The organism is Streptomyces sp. NPDC004658 (assembly GCF_040609555.1).
In the GTDB taxonomy this organism is placed as follows: Bacteria; Actinomycetota; Actinomycetes; order Streptomycetales; family Streptomycetaceae; genus Streptomyces.
Genome location: NZ_JBEXKG010000166.1, coordinates 1 through 15859, shown reverse-complemented (window position 1 = coordinate 15859; position 15859 = coordinate 1). Strand labels below are relative to the sequence as shown.

The following is a 15859-nucleotide window of genomic DNA, read 5'->3' as shown; positions in this document are numbered from 1 at the left end:
GCGGACCCAACAGCCGGGCGAAGCGGCTCAGTTGGCTCAGGTCCGAGAGCAGTGCCTCGCCGGCGCCGCTGGAGGGGCTGCCCGAGCTGCGGGAGTGGTTCGCGCGCGGGATCGGCGGCGCCGTCACCGCCGCCGAGGTGCTGATCGCGGCGGGCGGCCAGGCGGCCCTGGCCACCGCCCTGCGCGCGCTCGCCCCGCCCGGCGCCCCGGTGCTCGTCGAGTCGCCCACCTACCCGGGCATGCTGTCCCTCGCCCGCGCGGCCGGACTGCGGCCCGTCCCGGTGCCCGTCGACCCCGACGGGGTGCGCCCGGACCTGCTCGCGGACGCCTTCCACGCCACCGGCGCCCGCGTCTTCGTCTGCCAGCCGCTGTTCCAGAACCCGACCGGCGCCGTGCTGGCGCCCGCCCGGCGCACCGAGGTGCTGCGCATCGCCCGCGAGGCCGGGGCGTTCGTCGTCGAGGACGACTACGTCCGCCGGCTCGTGCACGCCGACGCCGCCCCGCTGCCCCGCCCGCTGGCCGCCGACGACCCGGACGGCGTGGTCGTCCACGTCGGCTCGCTGACCAAGGCCACCTCGCCCAGCTTCCGGGTGAGCGCCCTGGCCGCGCACGGGCCGGTGCTGGAACGGCTGCGCGCCATCCAGGTCGTGGACAGCTTCTTCGTGCCCCGCCCGCTCCAGGAGGCCGCCCTGGAACTCGTCGGCTCCCCGGCCTGGCCCCGCCATCTGCGGGCCCTGGCGGCCGAGCTGAAGACCCGCCGCGACGCCATGACCGGCGCGCTCGCCCGGGACCTGCCCGACCTCGCCCTGCCGCACATCCCGTCCGGCGGTTATCACCTGTGGGTGCGCCTGCCCGACGGTGCCGTCGGCTCCGGGGGAGAGGCCGCGCTGACCGCGGCGGCCCTCCGCGTGGGCGTCGCCGTCACCCCGGGCCGCCCCTACTTCAGCGCCGAACCCCCCGCCGCCCACCTCCGCCTGAGCTTCGCCGCGGTCGCCGGCACCGGGGAGATCGCGGAGGGCGTGCGGCGGCTGCGGGCCGCGTACGACGAGGTCGTGGGAAATCCGCTCGTCACCGGGCGGCCGGGCCTGTGAGGATCACCGCATGAGCGATACACCTGACCTTCCCCAGGGGTACGAGTTCTCCGCCGACTCCGCCCGGGTCGACGTGGACCGCGTTCACGGCTGGCTGTCGTCCGACGCGTACTGGGCGATCGGCCGCCCGCGCGAGAAGCACGAGCGGGCGATGGCGTCCTCGCTGAACTTCGGCGTGTACGACACGGCCTCGGGGGAGCAGGTGGCGTACGCCCGCGTGGTCACCGACCAGGCGCTCTTCGCCTGGCTCGCCGACGTGTACGTCGACCCGTCGGTGCGCGGGAAGGGCGTCGGCACGGCGTTCGTCGCCCGGATCCGCGCGCACCTGGAACCGCTCGGCCTGCGCCGGCTGCTGCTGGCGACGCAGGACGCCCACGGGGTCTACGAGAGGCTGGGGTTCCGGCCGCTGGACCGTCCCGAGCTGTACATGGTGCACACCTTCGGGCAGACGGCCGACGCCTGACCGCGCACCGTCTCTTGACCTGCTGCTCGCCGGGGCCCACCATCACCGCATGCCACTGAGGGTGACGTTCGTCGCCGCCGCGCGCGGTGCCGCGCTGCTCGCGGAGCGCTTCCAGGACGACCGGCCGCTCGACCAGGGCGGCTGGGACGAGGTGCAGCGCGTCGCCGGGGACCTGCTGCCGCTGGCCGCGGCCGAGCTGCGCTACTGCTCGCCGACGCCGCGCAGCCGGGCCACGGGCGACGCCCTGGGGTACGCCCCGCTGCTCCAGCTCGCGCTGCGGGACTGCGACATGGGCCGCTGGCGCGGGCTGACACTGGGCGAGGCGATGGCCCGGGAGCCGGAGGCGGTGGACGCCTGGCTCGCGGACCCGCGGTCCACCCCGCACGGCGGCGAGTCGCTGCTGGCGTTCATCGCCCGGGTCGGCGGCTGGCTGGACACCCGGCCGGCGGACGACGGCGGCCGGATCGTGGCGGTGGCCGAGCCGTCCGTGATCCGGGCCGCCCTGGTCTACGCGCTGAAGGCGCCTCCGTCGACCTACTGGAACATCGACGTCCGCCCACTGTCCACGACGACGGTCACGGGCCGCGCCGGCCGCTGGAACCTCCGCTTCGACGGGGTCCCGGCCCAGGCCTCGCGCCGCTAGGGCCTGTCCCGCACATAGTCGGTGGTGAGGACCAGGTCCTTCGCCGGTCCTCCGACCCGCCACACCGTGCGCCACCGGTCGGCGTCCCGGACGGTGAACTCGCCCCGGTAGAGGTCGGCCGCGCAGGGGTGGTCGGCGACGAACCGGCCCGTGGTGAGGTCCAGTTCGTGGAAGGGCCGCCCGTCCGCGAACCGCACGTCGGCCCGGCCCGGCGCGGGTCCCGGCAGGAAGCGCAGGGTCCGGGTGGCGGGCCGCGCCACCCCTTGCCAGATGAAGGTGCCGGACTCCTCGTGCAGCAGTCCGCCACCGGCCAGCGCGCTGAAGACGGTCGTCCCCGTGAAGTGCCCCTCGTCCCCGCTCGCCAGGTCGCGCACGTCACGTTCGACGCGCCACCGCCCGGCCAGATGGGCCAGTACGTCGGGCACCGGCCAGTACTCACGCATGTCCGCGAGCTTACGCGGGCCTGGGTGCCGCCGGGGGCGGGGCGCCGGTCGGCCCCATTGACGCGCTCATGGCCCTTTCCTGCCGTGCGTTCGAAGTGCTGACAAGTGTCCGATATTTCGAATATCGCGCCGGCGGAGTATCCATGTCACGCACCGCCCGCTGGAGACTCGGCCTGAAAACGAGCGCCGTGCTGCTCGCCACGGCCGCCCTCCCCGCCCCCGCCCAAGCCGAGGACGTCACCGACTACACGATCACCGTCGACCCCTCCGCCACCGGGCCGACGATCGACAAGACGATGTACGGCGTCTTCTTCGAGGACATCAACCGCGCCGCCGACGGCGGTCTGCGCGCCGAACTCGTCCAGAACCCCCGACGACAAGCCGGCCGAGCCGTTCCGCCAGGTCGTCACCGGGACGCGAAGACCGGCGAGCTGATCGTGAAGGTCGTCAACGCCCAGCCCGCCGCGGCCCGCACCGTCGTCGACCTCGGCGGCGCCGCGGTGGCGCCCAAGGCGAAGGCGACCACCCTCGCCGCCGCGCCGGACGCGGTGAACACCGAGACGTCCACGGCGGTCGCCCCCCGGACGTCCACCGTGACCGGGGTCGCCGGCCGGTTCACGTACACCTTCCCGGCGAACTCCGTCACGTTCCCGAGGATCAGGCAGCGGTAGCGGCGGATCACGCCGGAGCGGCGTCCGGCGCGGGCCGCTGTCCGAGCGGCAGCAGCCCGCGCTCGGCGAAGACCTTCTTCGCGGCGAAGGTGGCGTTGAGCGCCTTCGGGATGCCGCAGTAGACGGCGGAGTGCAGCAGCGCCTCCGTGATCTCCTCCGGCGTGAGCCCGACGTTGAGGGCCGCGTTCACGTGCACGTCCAGCTGGGCCTCGCAGCCGCCGAGCGCGGTGAGCATGCCCAGGGTGACCAGCTGGCGGTCGCGCGGGGCGAGCGCGGGCCGGTCGTAGATCTCCCCGAAGGCCCAGGCGACGACCTGGTGCCCCAGCTCCGGGCTGACGTCGGCGAGCGCGTCGACGACCCGCTGTCCGGCCTCGCCGTCGACCTTGCGCAGGACCTCCAGGCCGTGGGCGAAGCGCTCGTCACGGGTGGTGCTGTGTTCGTTGCTCATACACGGAACCGTAGGAGTTGGAGTGCGCTCCAGCGCAAGCGCGCTCCCGTTCACCGCCCGAAGTACTTCTGGGCCGCGCGGACGCCGTCCACCAGGGCGTCCACCTCGTCCAGGGTGTTGTAGACGTAGAAGCTCGCCCGGGTGGTCGCCGGGATGCCGTAACGGCGCACGGCCGGGCGGGCGCAGTGGTGGCCGACGCGGACGGCGACGCCCCGCTCGTCCAGCACCTGGCCGACGTCGTGCGGGTGGATGCCGTCGACCGTGAAGGAGACGGCCGAGCCCCGGTCGGTGAGGTCCGCGGGGCCGACCACCCGGACCCCGGGCACCTCGGCGAGCAGCTGGAGGGCGCGGGCGGTGAGCGTGTCCTCGTACGCCGCCACCTCCGCCATGCCCAGCCGCTCCAGGTACTCCACCGCCGCCGCGAGCCCCACCGCCTGCGCGGTCATCGGCACACCCGCCTCGAAGCGCTGCGGCGGCGGCAGGAAGGTGGTGCGGTCCATCTCCACGATCTCGATCATCGAGCCGCCGGTGAGGAACGGCGGCAGCCCGGCGAGGAGCGCGGCGCGGCCCCACAGCACGCCGACGCCGTTCGGGCCGAGCATCTTGTGCCCGGAGAAGGCGAGGAAGTCCGCGCCCAGCTCACCGACGTCGACCGGGCGGTGCGGGACGGACTGGGCACCGTCCACGACCACCAGCGTGCCGTGGGCGTGTGCGCGGTCGGCGAGCTCCCGCACCGGGTTGAGCGTGCCGAGGACGTTGGACTGGTGGGTGAGGGCGAGCACCTTGGTGCGCTCGTCCAGCAGCTCGTCCGTCCGGGACAGGTCGAGGCGGCCGTCGTCGGTGAGGCCGAACCAGTCGAGCGTCGCGCCGGTCCGCTCGGCGAGCTGCTGCCAGGGGACCAGGTTCGCGTGGTGCTCCATCTCGGTCACCACGATCCGGTCGCCGGGGCCGAGCCGGCCGGCGTTGCCCAGCGCGTAGGCGACCAGGTTGATGCCCTCGGTGGTGTTCTTGGTGAAGACCACCTCGTCGTCGGCGGCGCCGATGAACCGGGCGACCGTGTGCCGGGCCTGCTCGTACGCCTCCGTCGCCTCGCCCGCGAGCTGGTGCGCCCCGCGGTGCACGGCGGCGTTGTGCGTGAGGTAGAAGTCCCGCTCGGCGTCCAGGACCTGGAGCGGCTTCTGGGTGGTGGCCCCGGAGTCCAGGTAGACCAGCGGCGCGCCGCTCGCCACCGTCCGCCGAAGGATCGGGAAGTCCTTGCGCAGCGCGTCCACGTCGAAGCCCACGACGGCTCACCTCTCACGGTTTCGTACTCGGTTCTCCGTGAGACACGCTAAGACCTCCTCACGGAGAACCGCAAGGATTACCATGAGAGCCGTGGATCACGAGGCCCCCGTCTACCTGCACCAGCTCCCCGTCCCCGGCGAGGACCGGTACGCCGCGCTGGCGCTGGTCAACACGCGGTTCACCGTCAGCCACGGCCAGGTCGACCTGCTCGACGACACCGGGGCCGCGCACCTGTGGCTGGTCCGGCACGCGCTGCTGCCCGACCGGGTGCACCTGAACGGTAGACAGGCCGGCAGGCTGCGGGCCCTGCGGGAGGCGCTGCGGGCCCTCTTCGCCGCCCGCGCCGCCGGGACGCGGCCGCCCGCCGACGCCCTCGACACCCTCAACGCCACCCTCGCCGCCGCCCCCGCCACCCCGCGGCTGGCCTGGACCGCCGACGGCCCCCACCGCGCCGACGTCCCCGATTCCGGCAACCCGGCCGCCGCCGCGCTCTCACAGCTCGCCGAGGACGCCGCCGACCTGCTCACTGGCGCCGACGCGGACCTGCTCACGGAGTGCGCCGCCCAGGGGTGCGCCCGCTGGTTCCTGCGCTCCCACGGCGCCCGCCGCTGGTGCACCACCAAGTGCGGCAACCGGGTCCGGGCCGCCCGGGCCTACGCGGCCCGCAAGGCCGGTTCACCCTGAGAACACCTACCGGAAAGCGAATGTTTTCCGATAGGACATGTAATTCACGCGGTGTTTCCCGTATTCGGAAGATGTCGCCTCACTTTTCGGTGAGCACACAACCATCCGGAATCACGCCCCGTCTAAGTCGGCGAATCGATGGGGCAGACATTCTGTGAGGACCGCCGAATATGCACCGCAATACCCCGCCCGGTGAAAGTGACACGGCCCACGGGAACGCGCCGCGACACCCGGACAGGAACCGGGTGTGAAAGCGATCTCCCGACCGCGGCAGGCCGCCGCCCTGCTCGCCGCGGCCGTCACGATCACCGCCTTCTGCGCCGGTGACGTGCTGGCGCGCGGCTACCCCTTCGGCCCCCGCACCCGCAGCGTCAACGACCTCGGCAACCAGTACGTGCCCTTCCACGCCCACCTGTGGGACCTGCTCCACGGCAGGGCCCACGGCGGCCTCCTCGTCAACTGGCAGTCCGGCTACGGCACGAGCTTCCTCCCCGACCTCGGCACCTACCTCGGCAGCCCCTACGCCCTGCTCGTCGCCCTCTTCCCGCGCGACGAGATCGACCTCGCCGTCTACGCCGTCACCCTGCTGAAGACCGCCTCCGCCGCCGCGGCCATGGCCTGGCTGCTGCTCACCCTGCGCCCCGGCCGCTGGTGGGCGGCGGGCCTGCTCGGCGCCTCGTACGCGCTGTGCGGCTGGAGCACCGCCGACGCCTCCTACAACCCGATGTGGCTCGACGGCCTGATCGCCCTGCCGCTGCTGTGCCTGGTCGGCGAGTGGGCGCTCACCGGGCGCCGGCGCCCGGCCGGCGTCCTGATCGTCGCCCTCGCCTGGACCGCCAACTTCTACACCGCCTACATGGCCACCCTCGGGGCCGGCCTGGTGCTGCTGCTGCGCCTGCTGCTCGCCCGCCCGCCGCGCCGACAGGCGCTCGCCGCGGCCGGCCGCGCCGCCCTCACCACCGCCCTCGGCGTGGGCCTCGCCGCCCCGCTCGTGGCGGTCGTCTACCTCGGCACCAAGCACGCCTATCCCGGCCGCGTACGCCAGTTCGCCCCGGTGCCCACCGAGGACGTGGCCGCCCGGCTGCTGCCCGCGACCTACGGCTTCGGCTCCCCGGCCCTCTACGTCGGCGTCACCGCCCTGCTGCTCGCCCTCGCCCTGCCCTTCCACCGCGCCGTCCCGGTCCCGGTGCGCACCGGCTGGACGGCGCTGGCGCTCGCGGTGGCCCTCTCCCTCCAGTGGGGCCCCACCCACCTGCTGTGGCACGCCTTCGCCACCCCGCAGGGCAGCCCCTACCGGCAGGCGTTCGTGCTGTGCGGCCTGCTCGTCGTCGCCGCCTGGCACGCCGTGGCGTACGGCCTGCCCGACCGGCGCGCCCTCGGTGCCGCGACCGCGCTGCTCGTGCTGATCGTCGCCGTGGCGAGCCGGAGCACGCTGGTCCGGCCGTACACCTGGCCGGTGCTCGTGCTCGCCCTCGCGGGCGCCGTCGGCGGCCTGGTGCTGCTGGGCCGCGCCGGGCAGCGCATCCGGCTCGCCGCTCTGGCCGTCGTCCTGCTCCTCGGCGCCCAGGTGGGCGAGACGGCCGCCACGTCCGCCGTGGACAGCCGGCTGCGCCTCGGGCACCTGGACGACTACGCGCCCTGGGGCGAGCGGCAGCGGACGCAGGCGGCGGCGATCGCCGATGCCGACGACTGGCCGCGGTACCGCACCGACCCCGGCCGCGAGCAGACCGTCGGCAACGACCCGCTGCTGGTGGGCGGCGAGGGCGCCCAGTACTACAGCAGCCTGACCCCGGACGTCCTCAGCCGCACCCTCACCGCCCTCGGCGACGGCTGGACCTCGCGCGGCCGGAGCGTGCAGAGCCTGGACAACGCCGTCACGGACGTCGTCTTCTCGGTCGGCGCCCGGGTGCACTCCCCGCCCGACCCGCACCAGAAGCACGCGCCCCCGGGCGGCGGACCCGTCACCGTCACCCGGCGGGACGTGCCGCCCCTGGTCACCGTCCGGGCCGCGCCCGACCGGACACCGTTCGGGCCGTCGCCGTACCGCAACCAGGAACTGCTGCTCGGCAGCCGCGTCTACACCGTGCCCCCCGTCACCGTGCACGACGACGGCGGGCGGCCGGTCCCCTCCCGCCGGGTCGGGGAGGGCAACGCCCTGACCCGGCCGACGGTCACCGCCCGGTGCCCGGCCGGCACACAGGTCCACCTGTGGGCCCCGCACTTCTCCGGCACCGCGCGGCTGGCCGGCGCCGGGGAGTCGGCCCGGTTCCGGTTCGCGTTCCCGCGCAACCGCGCCGCCATGGAGCCGCTCGGCACCGCCCCCGCCTCGGGCTCGGTGCGGATCGAGCTGACCCCGGACCGGCCCGGCCGCATCCCGCCCGGCGCGGTCGGCTGCCTGGACACGGCCCGGCTGGCCTCCGCCGCCGCCCGCCTGAAGGCGACCGGCGCGACGGAGGTGACCGTCTCCGGCGCCACGGTACGGGCCCTGCTGCCCGCCGGCAGCAAGGGCATCGCGGTCGTCGCCGCCCCCCGGATCGCCGGCTGGCGCTGTGCCACCGGCGACGGACCCGAGCGGCCCGCCGATGCCTTCCACGGTCTGATCGCGGTGCCCCTCGACGGCACTGCCACCCGCCTGACGTGCACCTTCCACCCACCCGGCCTGCGGCTGGGCATGACCGTGGGCGCCGCCTCGCTGCTGACGCTCGTCCTGCTCACCGCCCTGACCGCCGTCCGCCGCCGGCGCGCCCCGGCGCCGCCCACGACCACATCACCGCGCGAGCGCGTGACCACCGCTTCCTGACCGCGCCCAGGGGGGACCCCGCATGCTGATATCGATCGTCGCGCCCTGCTACAACGAGGAAGACGTCCTCGCCCGTTTCCACGAGGAGGTCCAGAAGGTCGCCGAGGAACTGCTGCCCCTCGGCCACGACATGGAGTTCGTCTACGTCGACGACGGCAGCCGGGACCGCACGCTCGCCGTCCTGGAGGAGCTGGCGGGCCTCGACTCCCGGGTGCGCTACGTCTCCTTCAGCCGCAACTTCGGCAAGGAGGCGGCCCTGCTCGCGGGCCTGCGGCACGCCTCCGGCGACTCGGTGATCGTCATGGACGCCGACCTCCAGCACCCGCCGGCGCTGATCAGGCGCATGATCGAGCTGCGCGAGCAGGGCCACGACCAGGTCATCGCCCAGCGCACCCGCACCGGCGACCGGCTCACCCGGACCCTCACCGCGCGGCTGTACTACCGGCTCGTCAACCGCCTGGTCGACGTCGAACTGGTCGACGGGGCGGGGGACTTCCGGCTGCTGTCGCGCCGGGTGGTGGACGCGGTGCTGGCCCTGACCGAGTACAACCGCTTCTCCAAGGGCCTGTTCGCCTGGGTGGGCTTCCCGAGCACCACCTTCGAGTACCGCAACGCCGCGCGCGAGGCCGGCCGCAGCTCCTGGAACCTGCGCGGCCTGCTCAACTACGGCCTCGACGGACTGCTGTCCTTCAACAACCGCCCGCTGCGCGCCGCGCTCTGGCTCGGCGTGGGCCTGCTGCTGTGCGCGGGTCTCTACACCGCCTGGATCGTGGGCGCCGCGCTCGCCCACGGCGTCCAGACCCCCGGCTATGTGACGATCATCACCGCCGTCACCGCCCTAGCGGGCGTCCAGATGGTCATGCTGGGAGTCATCGGGGAGTACACCGGCCGCATCTACTACGAGGTGAAGGGGCGCCCGCACTTCCTGGTGAAGGCGACCAACGTGGAGCGGACGAAGGATCTCATCCCCTGATGCGGCAGATTCTGGCCTTCGCGGCGGTCGGCGTCGTGAACACGGCGACCTACTACGGTCTTTACCTGTTGTTCCTGACCGCTCTTCCCTATCTGGCCGCGCACACCCTCGCTTTTCTGCTCAGCATGACCGGGTCGTTTTTCCTGAACGCGCGCTTCACCTACCGGACCCGGCCCACCTGGCGGAAATTCCTGCTGTTCCCGCTGACGAACGCCACCAATTTCCTGATCACCACGGCGGGTGTCTACGTGATCGTCGACCTCCTGCACGCCGGCAGCCGCTTCGCCCCGCTGCTCGCCTCCGCGGCGGCGATCCCGGTCACCTTCGTGGTCTCGCGCTGGGTGATGCTGCCCCAGTCGATTGCATAAACGTGCAGCGATACGTATAGTCATGCCATCCAGGAGGAGGATGGACATGGCGGTACGTGCGGCGGTGGCCGGAGCGAGCGGATACGCGGGCGGAGAGGTCCTGCGGCTGCTCCTCGCGCACCCCGAGGTCGAGATCGGTGCCCTGACCGGAAACTCCAACGCCGGACAGCGGCTCGGCGCGCTCCAGCCGCACCTGCTGCCGCTGGCCGGCCGCGTGCTGGCCGAGACCACGCCCGAGGCCCTCGCCGGGCACGACGTGGTCTTCCTCGCGCTGCCCCACGGACAGTCCGCCGCCGTCGCCGAGCAACTCGGCCCCGACGTCCTCGTGATCGACATGGGTGCCGACTTCCGGCTCGAGGACCCGGCCGACTGGGAGCGGTTCTACGGCTCCCCGCACGCCGGCACCTGGCCCTACGGCCTCCCCGAACTTCCGGGCGCCCGCGCCCGGCTCGCGGGGTCCAAGCGCATCGCCGTGCCCGGTTGCTACCCGACCGCCGTCTCCCTCGCCCTGTACCCGGCCTACGCGGCCGGACTCGCCGGGCCCGAGGCGGTGATCGTCGCCGCGTCCGGCACCTCCGGCGCGGGCAAGGCACCCAAGCCGCACCTGCTCGGCAGCGAGGTCATGGGCTCCATGTCGCCGTACGGCGTCGGCGGCGGCCACCGGCACACCCCCGAGATGATCCAGAACCTCAGCGCGGTCGCCGGGGAAACCGTGCGGGTCTCCTTCACGCCGACCCTCGCGCCGATGCCCCGGGGCATCCTCGCCACGTGCAGCGCGTCCGCCGCCGAGGGGGTCACGGCCGACTCGGTGCGCGCCGCCTACGAGAAGGCCTACGCCGACGAGCCCTTCGTCCACCTGCTCCCCGAGGGCCAGTGGCCCGCCACGGCGTCCGTCCACGGTTCCAACGCCGTTCAGGTGCAGGTCGCGTACGACGCCGCCGTGGGCCGCATCATCGCGATCAGCGCCATCGACAACCTGACCAAGGGCACCGCGGGCGGTGCCGTCCAGAGCATGAACATCGCCCTCGGTCTCGACGAGACCACGGGTCTTTCCACGATCGGAGTCGCACCGTGAGCGACGTGCGTGCAGCCGCCGGGCCGCAGACGACGACGATGGCCGCACCGCTGCGCTGCACGGGCGGAGAAGCGAACAAGGAGATGCAGTGAGTGTCACGGCAGCCAAGGGATTCACGGCGGCCGGCATCGCCGCCGGGATCAAGGAGAACGGCAACCCGGACCTGGCCCTCGTGGTCAACAACGGGCCCCGCCGTGCCGCCGCGGGCGTCTTCACCTCCAACCGTGTGAAGGCCGCGCCGGTGCTCTGGTCCGAGCAGGTCCTCAAGAGCGGCCAGGTCTCGGTGGTCGTCCTCAACTCCGGCGGCGCCAACGCCTGTACCGGCCCCCAGGGCTTCCAGGACACCCACGCCACCGCCGAGAAGGCGGCCGAGGTGCTCGGCCGGGGCGCCATCGAGGTGGCCGTCTGCTCCACCGGCCTGATCGGCGTGCTGCTCCCCATGGACAAGCTCCTCAAGGGCGTGGAGACGGCCGCCGCCTCCCTCAGCGAGCACGGCGGCGAGAAGGCCGCCATCGCCATCAAGACCACCGACACCGTCCACAAGACGGCCGTCGTCACCAAGGACGGCTGGACCGTCGGCGGCATGGCCAAGGGCGCCGGCATGCTCGCGCCCGGCCTCGCCACCATGCTGGTCGTCCTCACCACCGACGCCGACCTGGACGACGAGACCCTGGACAGGGCGCTGCGCGCGGCCACCAAGGTCACCTTCGACCGCGTCGACTCCGACGGCTGCATGTCCACCAACGACACCGTCCTGCTGCTCGCCTCGGGCGCCTCCGGCGTCACTCCGCGGTACGAGGAGTTCGCCGAGGCCGTACGGCAGGTCTGCGCCGACCTCGGCCGGCAGCTCATCGGCGACGCCGAGGGCGCCAGCAAGGACATCAAGGTCGAGGTGATCAACGCGGCGAGCGAGGAGGACGCCGTCGAGGTGGGCCGCTCCATCGCCCGCAACAACCTCCTCAAGTGCGCGATCCACGGCGAGGACCCCAACTGGGGCCGCGTCCTGTCCGCGATCGGCACCACCAAGGCGGCCTTCGAACCGGACCAGCTCAACGTCGCCATCAACGGCGTCTGGGTCTGCAAGAACGGCAGCGTCGGCGAGGACCGCGACCTGGTCGACATGCGCTACCGCGAGGTCCACATCGTGGCCGACCTCGCCGCCGGCGCCGAGACCGCGACCATCTGGACCAACGACCTGACCGCCGACTACGTCCACGAGAACAGCGCCTACTCCTCATGACCACGACGCGGAAACACACGGCACTGCCGAAAGCCCGGATCCTCATCGAGGCGCTGCCCTGGCTGACCCGGCACCACGGCAAGATCGTCGTCATCAAGTTCGGCGGCAACGCCATGGTGAACGAGGAGCTGAAGGCCGCCTTCGCCCAGGACGTCGTCTTCCTGCGGCACGCCGGCCTCAAGCCGGTCGTCGTGCACGGCGGCGGCCCGCAGATCAGCGCCGCCCTCGACCGGCACGGCATCGTCAGCGAGTTCAAGGCGGGCCTGCGCGTCACCACCGAGGACGCCATGGACGTCGTACGGATGGTGCTCGCCGGACAGGTGCAGCGCGAGCTGGTCGGCCTGCTCAACCAGCACGGTCCGCTCGCCGTCGGCCTGACCGGCGAGGACGCGCACACCATCACCGCCACCAAGCACACCCCGCAGATCGACGGCGAGCCGGTCGACATCGGCCGGGTCGGCGAGATCACCGAGATCGACACCGGCGCGATCGAGGCGCTGCTGGCCGACGGCCGCATCCCGGTCGTCTCCTCGATCGCCCGCTCCCAGGACGACGGACATGTCTACAACGTCAATGCTGATACGGCGGCTGCGGCACTCGCTGCGGCACTGGGCGCCGAGACCCTCATGGTCCTCACCGACGTCGAGGGCCTCTACGAGGACTGGCCGAACTCCGACGAGGTGATCAGCCGGCTCACCGCTTCCCAGCTGGAGAAGCTGCTGCCGGAGCTGAGTTCCGGCATGGTGCCGAAGATGGAGGGCTGCCTGCACGCCGTGCGCAACGGCGTGACGACCGCCCGCGTCATCGACGGCCGGGTCCAGCACTCGATCCTGCTGGAGATCTTCACCGACGAGGGCATCGGCACCATGGTCGTGCCCGACGAGCTTGAGGGGGACGCGCAGTGACGGGCCACCAGGGCAACCAGGAGCTGACCCAGCGCTGGCAGGGCGCGCTCATGAACAACTACGGCACCCCGCGGCTGCCCCTCGTCCGCGGCGAGGGCACCAAGGTGTGGGACGCCGAGGGCCGGCAGTACCTCGACTTCGTCGGGGGCATCGCCACCAACGCGCTCGGCCACGCCCACCCCGCGATCGTCGAGGCCGTGACCCGGCAGATCGGCTCCCTCGGCCACATCTCCAACTTCTTCATGGCCGAGCCCACCGTCGCCCTCGCCGAACGGCTGCTGACGCTGTTCGGCCGGGACGGCCGGGTCTTCTTCTGCAACTCCGGTGCCGAGGCCAACGAGGCCGCCTTCAAGATCGGCCGGCTCACCGGGCGCACCCACATGGTCGCCACCGACGGCGGCTTCCACGGCCGCACGATGGGCGCCCTCGCGCTCACCGGCCAGCCCGCCAAGCAGGACCCCTTCCGGCCGCTGCCCGGCGAGGTCACCCACGTGCCCTACGGCGACGCGCAGGCACTGGCCGCCGCGGTCACCGAGGACACCGCCCTGGTGGTCATCGAGCCGATCCAGGGTGAGAACGGTGTCGTCGTGCCCCCGGCCGGCTACCTCAAGGCGGCCCGCGCGATCACCGCCGCCACCGGAGCGCTGCTCGTCCTGGACGAGGTGCAGACCGGTATCGGGCGGACCGGCACCTGGTTCGAGTACCAGGCCCACGAGGGCGTGCTGCCCGACGTCGTCACCCTCGCCAAACAGCTCGGCGGCGGGCTGCCGCTCGGCGCGACCGTGGCCTTCGGCCGGGCCGCCGAGCTGCTCCGGCCCGGCCAGCACGGGACCACCTTCGGCGGCAACCCGGTCGCCTGCGCCGCCGGGCTCGCCGTGCTCGACACCATCGAGGGCGAGGGCCTGCTCGACAACGTCAAGCGGCAGAGCGAGAGGCTGCGGGACGGCGTCGAGGCCCTGAACCACCCGTTGATCGATCATGTCCGGGGTGCGGGCCTGCTCCTGGGTATCGTGCTCACCGGGCCGCGCGCACCGCAGGTGCAGCAGGCGGCCCAGGAGGCCGGGTTCCTGGTGAACGCGCCCGCCCCGGACGTCGTACGGCTCATGCCGCCGCTGAATCTGCGCGACGACGAGGCGGGTGCGCTGCTCCGGGCGCTGCCCGGCATCCTCGACGCGGCGAACCCCGTGGACGGGGAAGGACGATCCGGAGAATGAGACGACGATGAGCGAGGCGCAGGACCACGAGGCGGGAAACGGTGCCGGGCCCGCCGTGCCGCAGACCCGCACCGCACGGCACCGCCGGATCGTGGACATCCTCAACCGGCAGCCGGTGCGGTCGCAGAGCCAACTGGCCAAGTTGCTCGCCGACGACGGGCTGAGCGTCACGCAGGCGACGCTCAGCCGGGACCTCGACGAGCTGAACGCGGTGAAGATCCGCAACACCGACGGCGACCTGATCTACGCGGTGCCGAGCGAGGGCGGCTTCCGTACGCCGCGGGCTCCGCTGGGGGAGTCGGCCAAGGAGGAGCGGATGCGGCGGCTCTCCCAGGAGCTGCTGATCTCCGCGGAGGCCTCGGCGAACCTGGTGGTCCTGCGGACTCCCCCGGGGGCCGCGCAGTTCCTCGCCTCCGCCATCGACCAGGCGGAGCTGCACGACATCCTGGGGACGATCGCCGGCGACGACACGCTGCTGCTGATCAGCCGGGACCCCAGCGGGGGCCAGGCGCTGGCGGACCATCTGCTGCGGCTGGCGCAGAACGGGCACTGACCGCGTGCGGCGCCCGCCCCGCCGACGCAGAATGGGCATGTGATCTTCCGCGGCGAGCGGCCAGGGGGACGGACAATCCGCTGGCGGCCGTCGAACGTATACAGAGGTGTGTCGGGATATCGGTTCCCCGTCGGCCGCCTCCCGGACGAGGCTCTGCTGTCCGGGCTGGCCGCCGGAGATCCGGAGCTGGCCGTGATCTTCGTGCGGAGGTTCCAGCACCGGGTCTTCGGCGTGGCCAAGGCCGTCACCGGGGACCAGCAGCTCGCCGAGGACGTCGCCCAGCAGACGTTCGAGCGTGCGTGGCGTCATGCGCAGATCTACGACTCGCGCCGCGGCTCGGTCATGACCTGGCTGACGGCCATCGCGCACAACCTGGCCGTCGACGCGGTCCGGGCCCGGCGGACGGAGCCGCTGGCACCCGAGGACCTGGAGGAGCTGCTGGACGCGGTCACCGAGACCCCCGAGCGGTGGGCGCTGGCCGACGAGGCCTCGGCCCAGGTCCGGTCGGCCCTGGCGCGGCTGCCCCGGGAGCAGGCCAGGGCGCTGATGATGGCCGGCATCTACGGCATGACGGCCCAGCAGGTCGCCGACGCGGAGCGGATTCCGCTGGGTACCGCCAAGACGCGGATCAGGACGGCGATGGCACGGCTGCGCACCACCGTCGCTTCTTCGGAACGGGGCGACCATGTCCAGTGACGCGAACTGTGAGAAGCTGCGGGAGATCGGTCCCGAGCTGGCGCTGGGCGTGCTGCCCGGCCGGGAGCGGGCCGAGGCGGTCGCCCATCTGGACGGGTGCGCGGACTGCCGGGAGTACATCCGGCAACTGACCCTGATCGGCGACCGGCTGGTCGGCCTGCTGCCGGGCCGGGAGCCGCCGTCCGGCTTCGAGACCCGTGTGGCGCGCGGCCTCGCCCAGTCGGCGGCGGCCCCCGAGGGGCGGCGGCCGGCCGACCATCATCGTGGGGGACGAGGCCGCCCCGCTGAGCGTGCACCTGTACGAGGAT

The 15859-nt window shown here is 73.1% G+C and carries 18 protein-coding genes; 15 read left to right on the top strand and 3 right to left on the bottom strand.

All coding sequences use genetic code 11. The features are described from left to right. The 3 genes from ABZV94_RS34595 to ABZV94_RS34585 form a co-directional block, all read left to right on the top strand. Positions 1 to 1091: PLP-dependent aminotransferase family protein (locus ABZV94_RS34595; RefSeq protein WP_356347625.1), on the top strand; the 1091-nt coding region annotated here is incomplete at its 5' end. Positions 1092 to 1101: 10 nt separating this feature from the next. After that, positions 1102 to 1554 (top strand): GNAT family N-acetyltransferase, encoded by a 453-nt coding sequence (locus ABZV94_RS34590; protein WP_356347622.1) that lies wholly within the window; start codon positions 1102 to 1104, stop codon positions 1552 to 1554. A gap of 49 nt (positions 1555 to 1603) precedes the next feature. Then, on the top strand, positions 1604 to 2197 hold the full coding sequence (locus ABZV94_RS34585) for a histidine phosphatase family protein (RefSeq protein WP_356347621.1): 594 nt from the start codon (positions 1604 to 1606) through the stop codon (positions 2195 to 2197). On the opposite strand, the gene ABZV94_RS34580 is transcribed toward ABZV94_RS34585, so the two are convergent. Next, positions 2194 to 2640, bottom strand: coding sequence for a DUF6314 family protein (locus ABZV94_RS34580; protein ID WP_356347619.1), 447 nt, complete (start codon positions 2638 to 2640; stop codon positions 2194 to 2196). The two genes, ABZV94_RS34585 and ABZV94_RS34580, sit on opposite strands and share 4 nt — an antisense overlap. A 143-nt stretch (positions 2641 to 2783) precedes the next feature. Between ABZV94_RS34580 and ABZV94_RS34575 the strand changes: the two genes are divergently transcribed. Next, positions 2784 to 3311 (top strand): alpha-L-arabinofuranosidase C-terminal domain-containing protein, encoded by a 528-nt coding sequence (locus ABZV94_RS34575; RefSeq protein ID WP_356347617.1) that lies wholly within the window; start codon positions 2784 to 2786, stop codon positions 3309 to 3311. 7 nt (positions 3312 to 3318) lie between these two features. On the opposite strand, the gene ABZV94_RS34570 is transcribed toward ABZV94_RS34575, so the two are convergent. Both ABZV94_RS34570 and ABZV94_RS34565 read right to left on the bottom strand, forming a co-directional pair. After that, on the bottom strand, positions 3319 to 3759 hold the full coding sequence (locus tag ABZV94_RS34570; protein WP_356347614.1) for a carboxymuconolactone decarboxylase family protein: 441 nt from the start codon (positions 3757 to 3759) through the stop codon (positions 3319 to 3321). Positions 3760 to 3809: 50 nt separating this feature from the next. After that, positions 3810 to 5042 (bottom strand): cysteine desulfurase, encoded by a 1233-nt coding sequence (locus tag ABZV94_RS34565; protein WP_356347612.1) that lies wholly within the window; start codon positions 5040 to 5042, stop codon positions 3810 to 3812. An 82-nt stretch (positions 5043 to 5124) separates the two neighbouring features. Between ABZV94_RS34565 and ABZV94_RS34560 the strand changes: the two genes are divergently transcribed. The 11 genes from ABZV94_RS34560 to ABZV94_RS34510 form a co-directional block, all read left to right on the top strand. Next, positions 5125 to 5727 carry an ABATE domain-containing protein gene (locus tag ABZV94_RS34560; RefSeq protein WP_356347609.1) on the top strand — a complete coding sequence of 201 codons (603 nt, stop codon included), beginning with the start codon at positions 5125 to 5127 and terminating at the stop codon, positions 5725 to 5727. 247 nt (positions 5728 to 5974) lie between these two features. Further along, positions 5975 to 8527: a YfhO family protein gene (locus ABZV94_RS34555; protein WP_356347607.1), complete on the top strand. Its 2553-nt coding sequence runs from the start codon at positions 5975 to 5977 to the stop codon at positions 8525 to 8527. A gap of 22 nt (positions 8528 to 8549) precedes the next feature. Further along, positions 8550 to 9500 (top strand): glycosyltransferase family 2 protein, encoded by a 951-nt coding sequence (locus ABZV94_RS34550; RefSeq protein ID WP_356347606.1) that lies wholly within the window; start codon positions 8550 to 8552, stop codon positions 9498 to 9500. Then, complete coding sequence (locus tag ABZV94_RS34545) at positions 9500 to 9868, top strand: GtrA family protein (RefSeq protein ID WP_356347604.1); 369 nt, start codon at positions 9500 to 9502, stop codon at positions 9866 to 9868. Before ABZV94_RS34550 ends, ABZV94_RS34545 begins: the two co-directional genes overlap by 1 nt. 46 nt (positions 9869 to 9914) lie before the next feature. After that, positions 9915 to 10943 (top strand): N-acetyl-gamma-glutamyl-phosphate reductase, encoded by a 1029-nt coding sequence (argC, locus tag ABZV94_RS34540; protein WP_356347602.1) that lies wholly within the window; start codon positions 9915 to 9917, stop codon positions 10941 to 10943. Positions 10944 to 11031: 88 nt separating this feature from the next. Then, the gene (argJ, locus tag ABZV94_RS34535; RefSeq protein ID WP_356347599.1) at positions 11032 to 12183 is read left to right on the top strand and encodes a bifunctional glutamate N-acetyltransferase/amino-acid acetyltransferase ArgJ; all 1152 of its coding nucleotides are present in this window, start codon (positions 11032 to 11034) and stop codon (positions 12181 to 12183) included. After that, entirely contained in the window at positions 12180 to 13088 is a 909-nt protein-coding gene (gene argB / locus ABZV94_RS34530; RefSeq protein WP_356347597.1) for an acetylglutamate kinase, read from the top strand. Before argJ ends, argB begins: the two co-directional genes overlap by 4 nt. Next, positions 13085 to 14302: an acetylornithine transaminase gene (locus tag ABZV94_RS34525; RefSeq protein ID WP_356347594.1), complete on the top strand. Its 1218-nt coding sequence runs from the start codon at positions 13085 to 13087 to the stop codon at positions 14300 to 14302. The genes argB and ABZV94_RS34525 overlap by 4 nt, the downstream gene beginning before the upstream one ends. Positions 14303 to 14309: 7 nt before the next feature. Next, entirely contained in the window at positions 14310 to 14855 is a 546-nt protein-coding gene (locus tag ABZV94_RS34520; protein ID WP_103812451.1) for an arginine repressor, read from the top strand. 108 nt (positions 14856 to 14963) lie between these two features. Continuing rightward, a complete protein-coding gene (locus tag ABZV94_RS34515) occupies positions 14964 to 15551 on the top strand; it encodes a sigma-70 family RNA polymerase sigma factor (RefSeq protein ID WP_356347592.1) in 588 nt (195 codons plus the stop codon). Further along, positions 15541 to 15859: zf-HC2 domain-containing protein (locus ABZV94_RS34510; protein ID WP_356347590.1), on the top strand; the 319-nt coding region annotated here is incomplete at its 3' end. The genes ABZV94_RS34515 and ABZV94_RS34510, both read left to right, overlap by 11 nt.

Excerpts from the sequence above, each read along its gene's own strand:
- ABZV94_RS34580 (WP_356347619.1), bottom strand. The coding sequence starts at position 2,640 with ATGCGTGAGTACTGGCCGGTGCCCGACGTACTGGCCCATCTGGCCGGG.
- ABZV94_RS34585 (WP_356347621.1), top strand. The coding sequence starts at position 1,604 with ATGCCACTGAGGGTGACGTTCGTCGCCGCCGCGCGCGGTGCCGCGCTG.
- ABZV94_RS34570 (WP_356347614.1), bottom strand. The coding sequence starts at position 3,759 with ATGAGCAACGAACACAGCACCACCCGTGACGAGCGCTTCGCCCACGGC.
- ABZV94_RS34560 (WP_356347609.1), top strand. The coding sequence starts at position 5,125 with ATGAGAGCCGTGGATCACGAGGCCCCCGTCTACCTGCACCAGCTCCCC.
- ABZV94_RS34575 (WP_356347617.1), top strand. The coding sequence starts at position 2,784 with ATGTCACGCACCGCCCGCTGGAGACTCGGCCTGAAAACGAGCGCCGTG.
- ABZV94_RS34590 (WP_356347622.1), top strand. The coding sequence starts at position 1,102 with ATGAGCGATACACCTGACCTTCCCCAGGGGTACGAGTTCTCCGCCGAC.
- argC (WP_356347602.1), top strand. The coding sequence starts at position 9,915 with ATGGCGGTACGTGCGGCGGTGGCCGGAGCGAGCGGATACGCGGGCGGA.
- argB (WP_356347597.1), top strand. The coding sequence starts at position 12,180 with ATGACCACGACGCGGAAACACACGGCACTGCCGAAAGCCCGGATCCTC.
- ABZV94_RS34545 (WP_356347604.1), top strand. The coding sequence starts at position 9,500 with ATGCGGCAGATTCTGGCCTTCGCGGCGGTCGGCGTCGTGAACACGGCG.
- ABZV94_RS34550 (WP_356347606.1), top strand. The coding sequence starts at position 8,550 with ATGCTGATATCGATCGTCGCGCCCTGCTACAACGAGGAAGACGTCCTC.
- ABZV94_RS34520 (WP_103812451.1), top strand. The coding sequence starts at position 14,310 with ATGAGCGAGGCGCAGGACCACGAGGCGGGAAACGGTGCCGGGCCCGCC.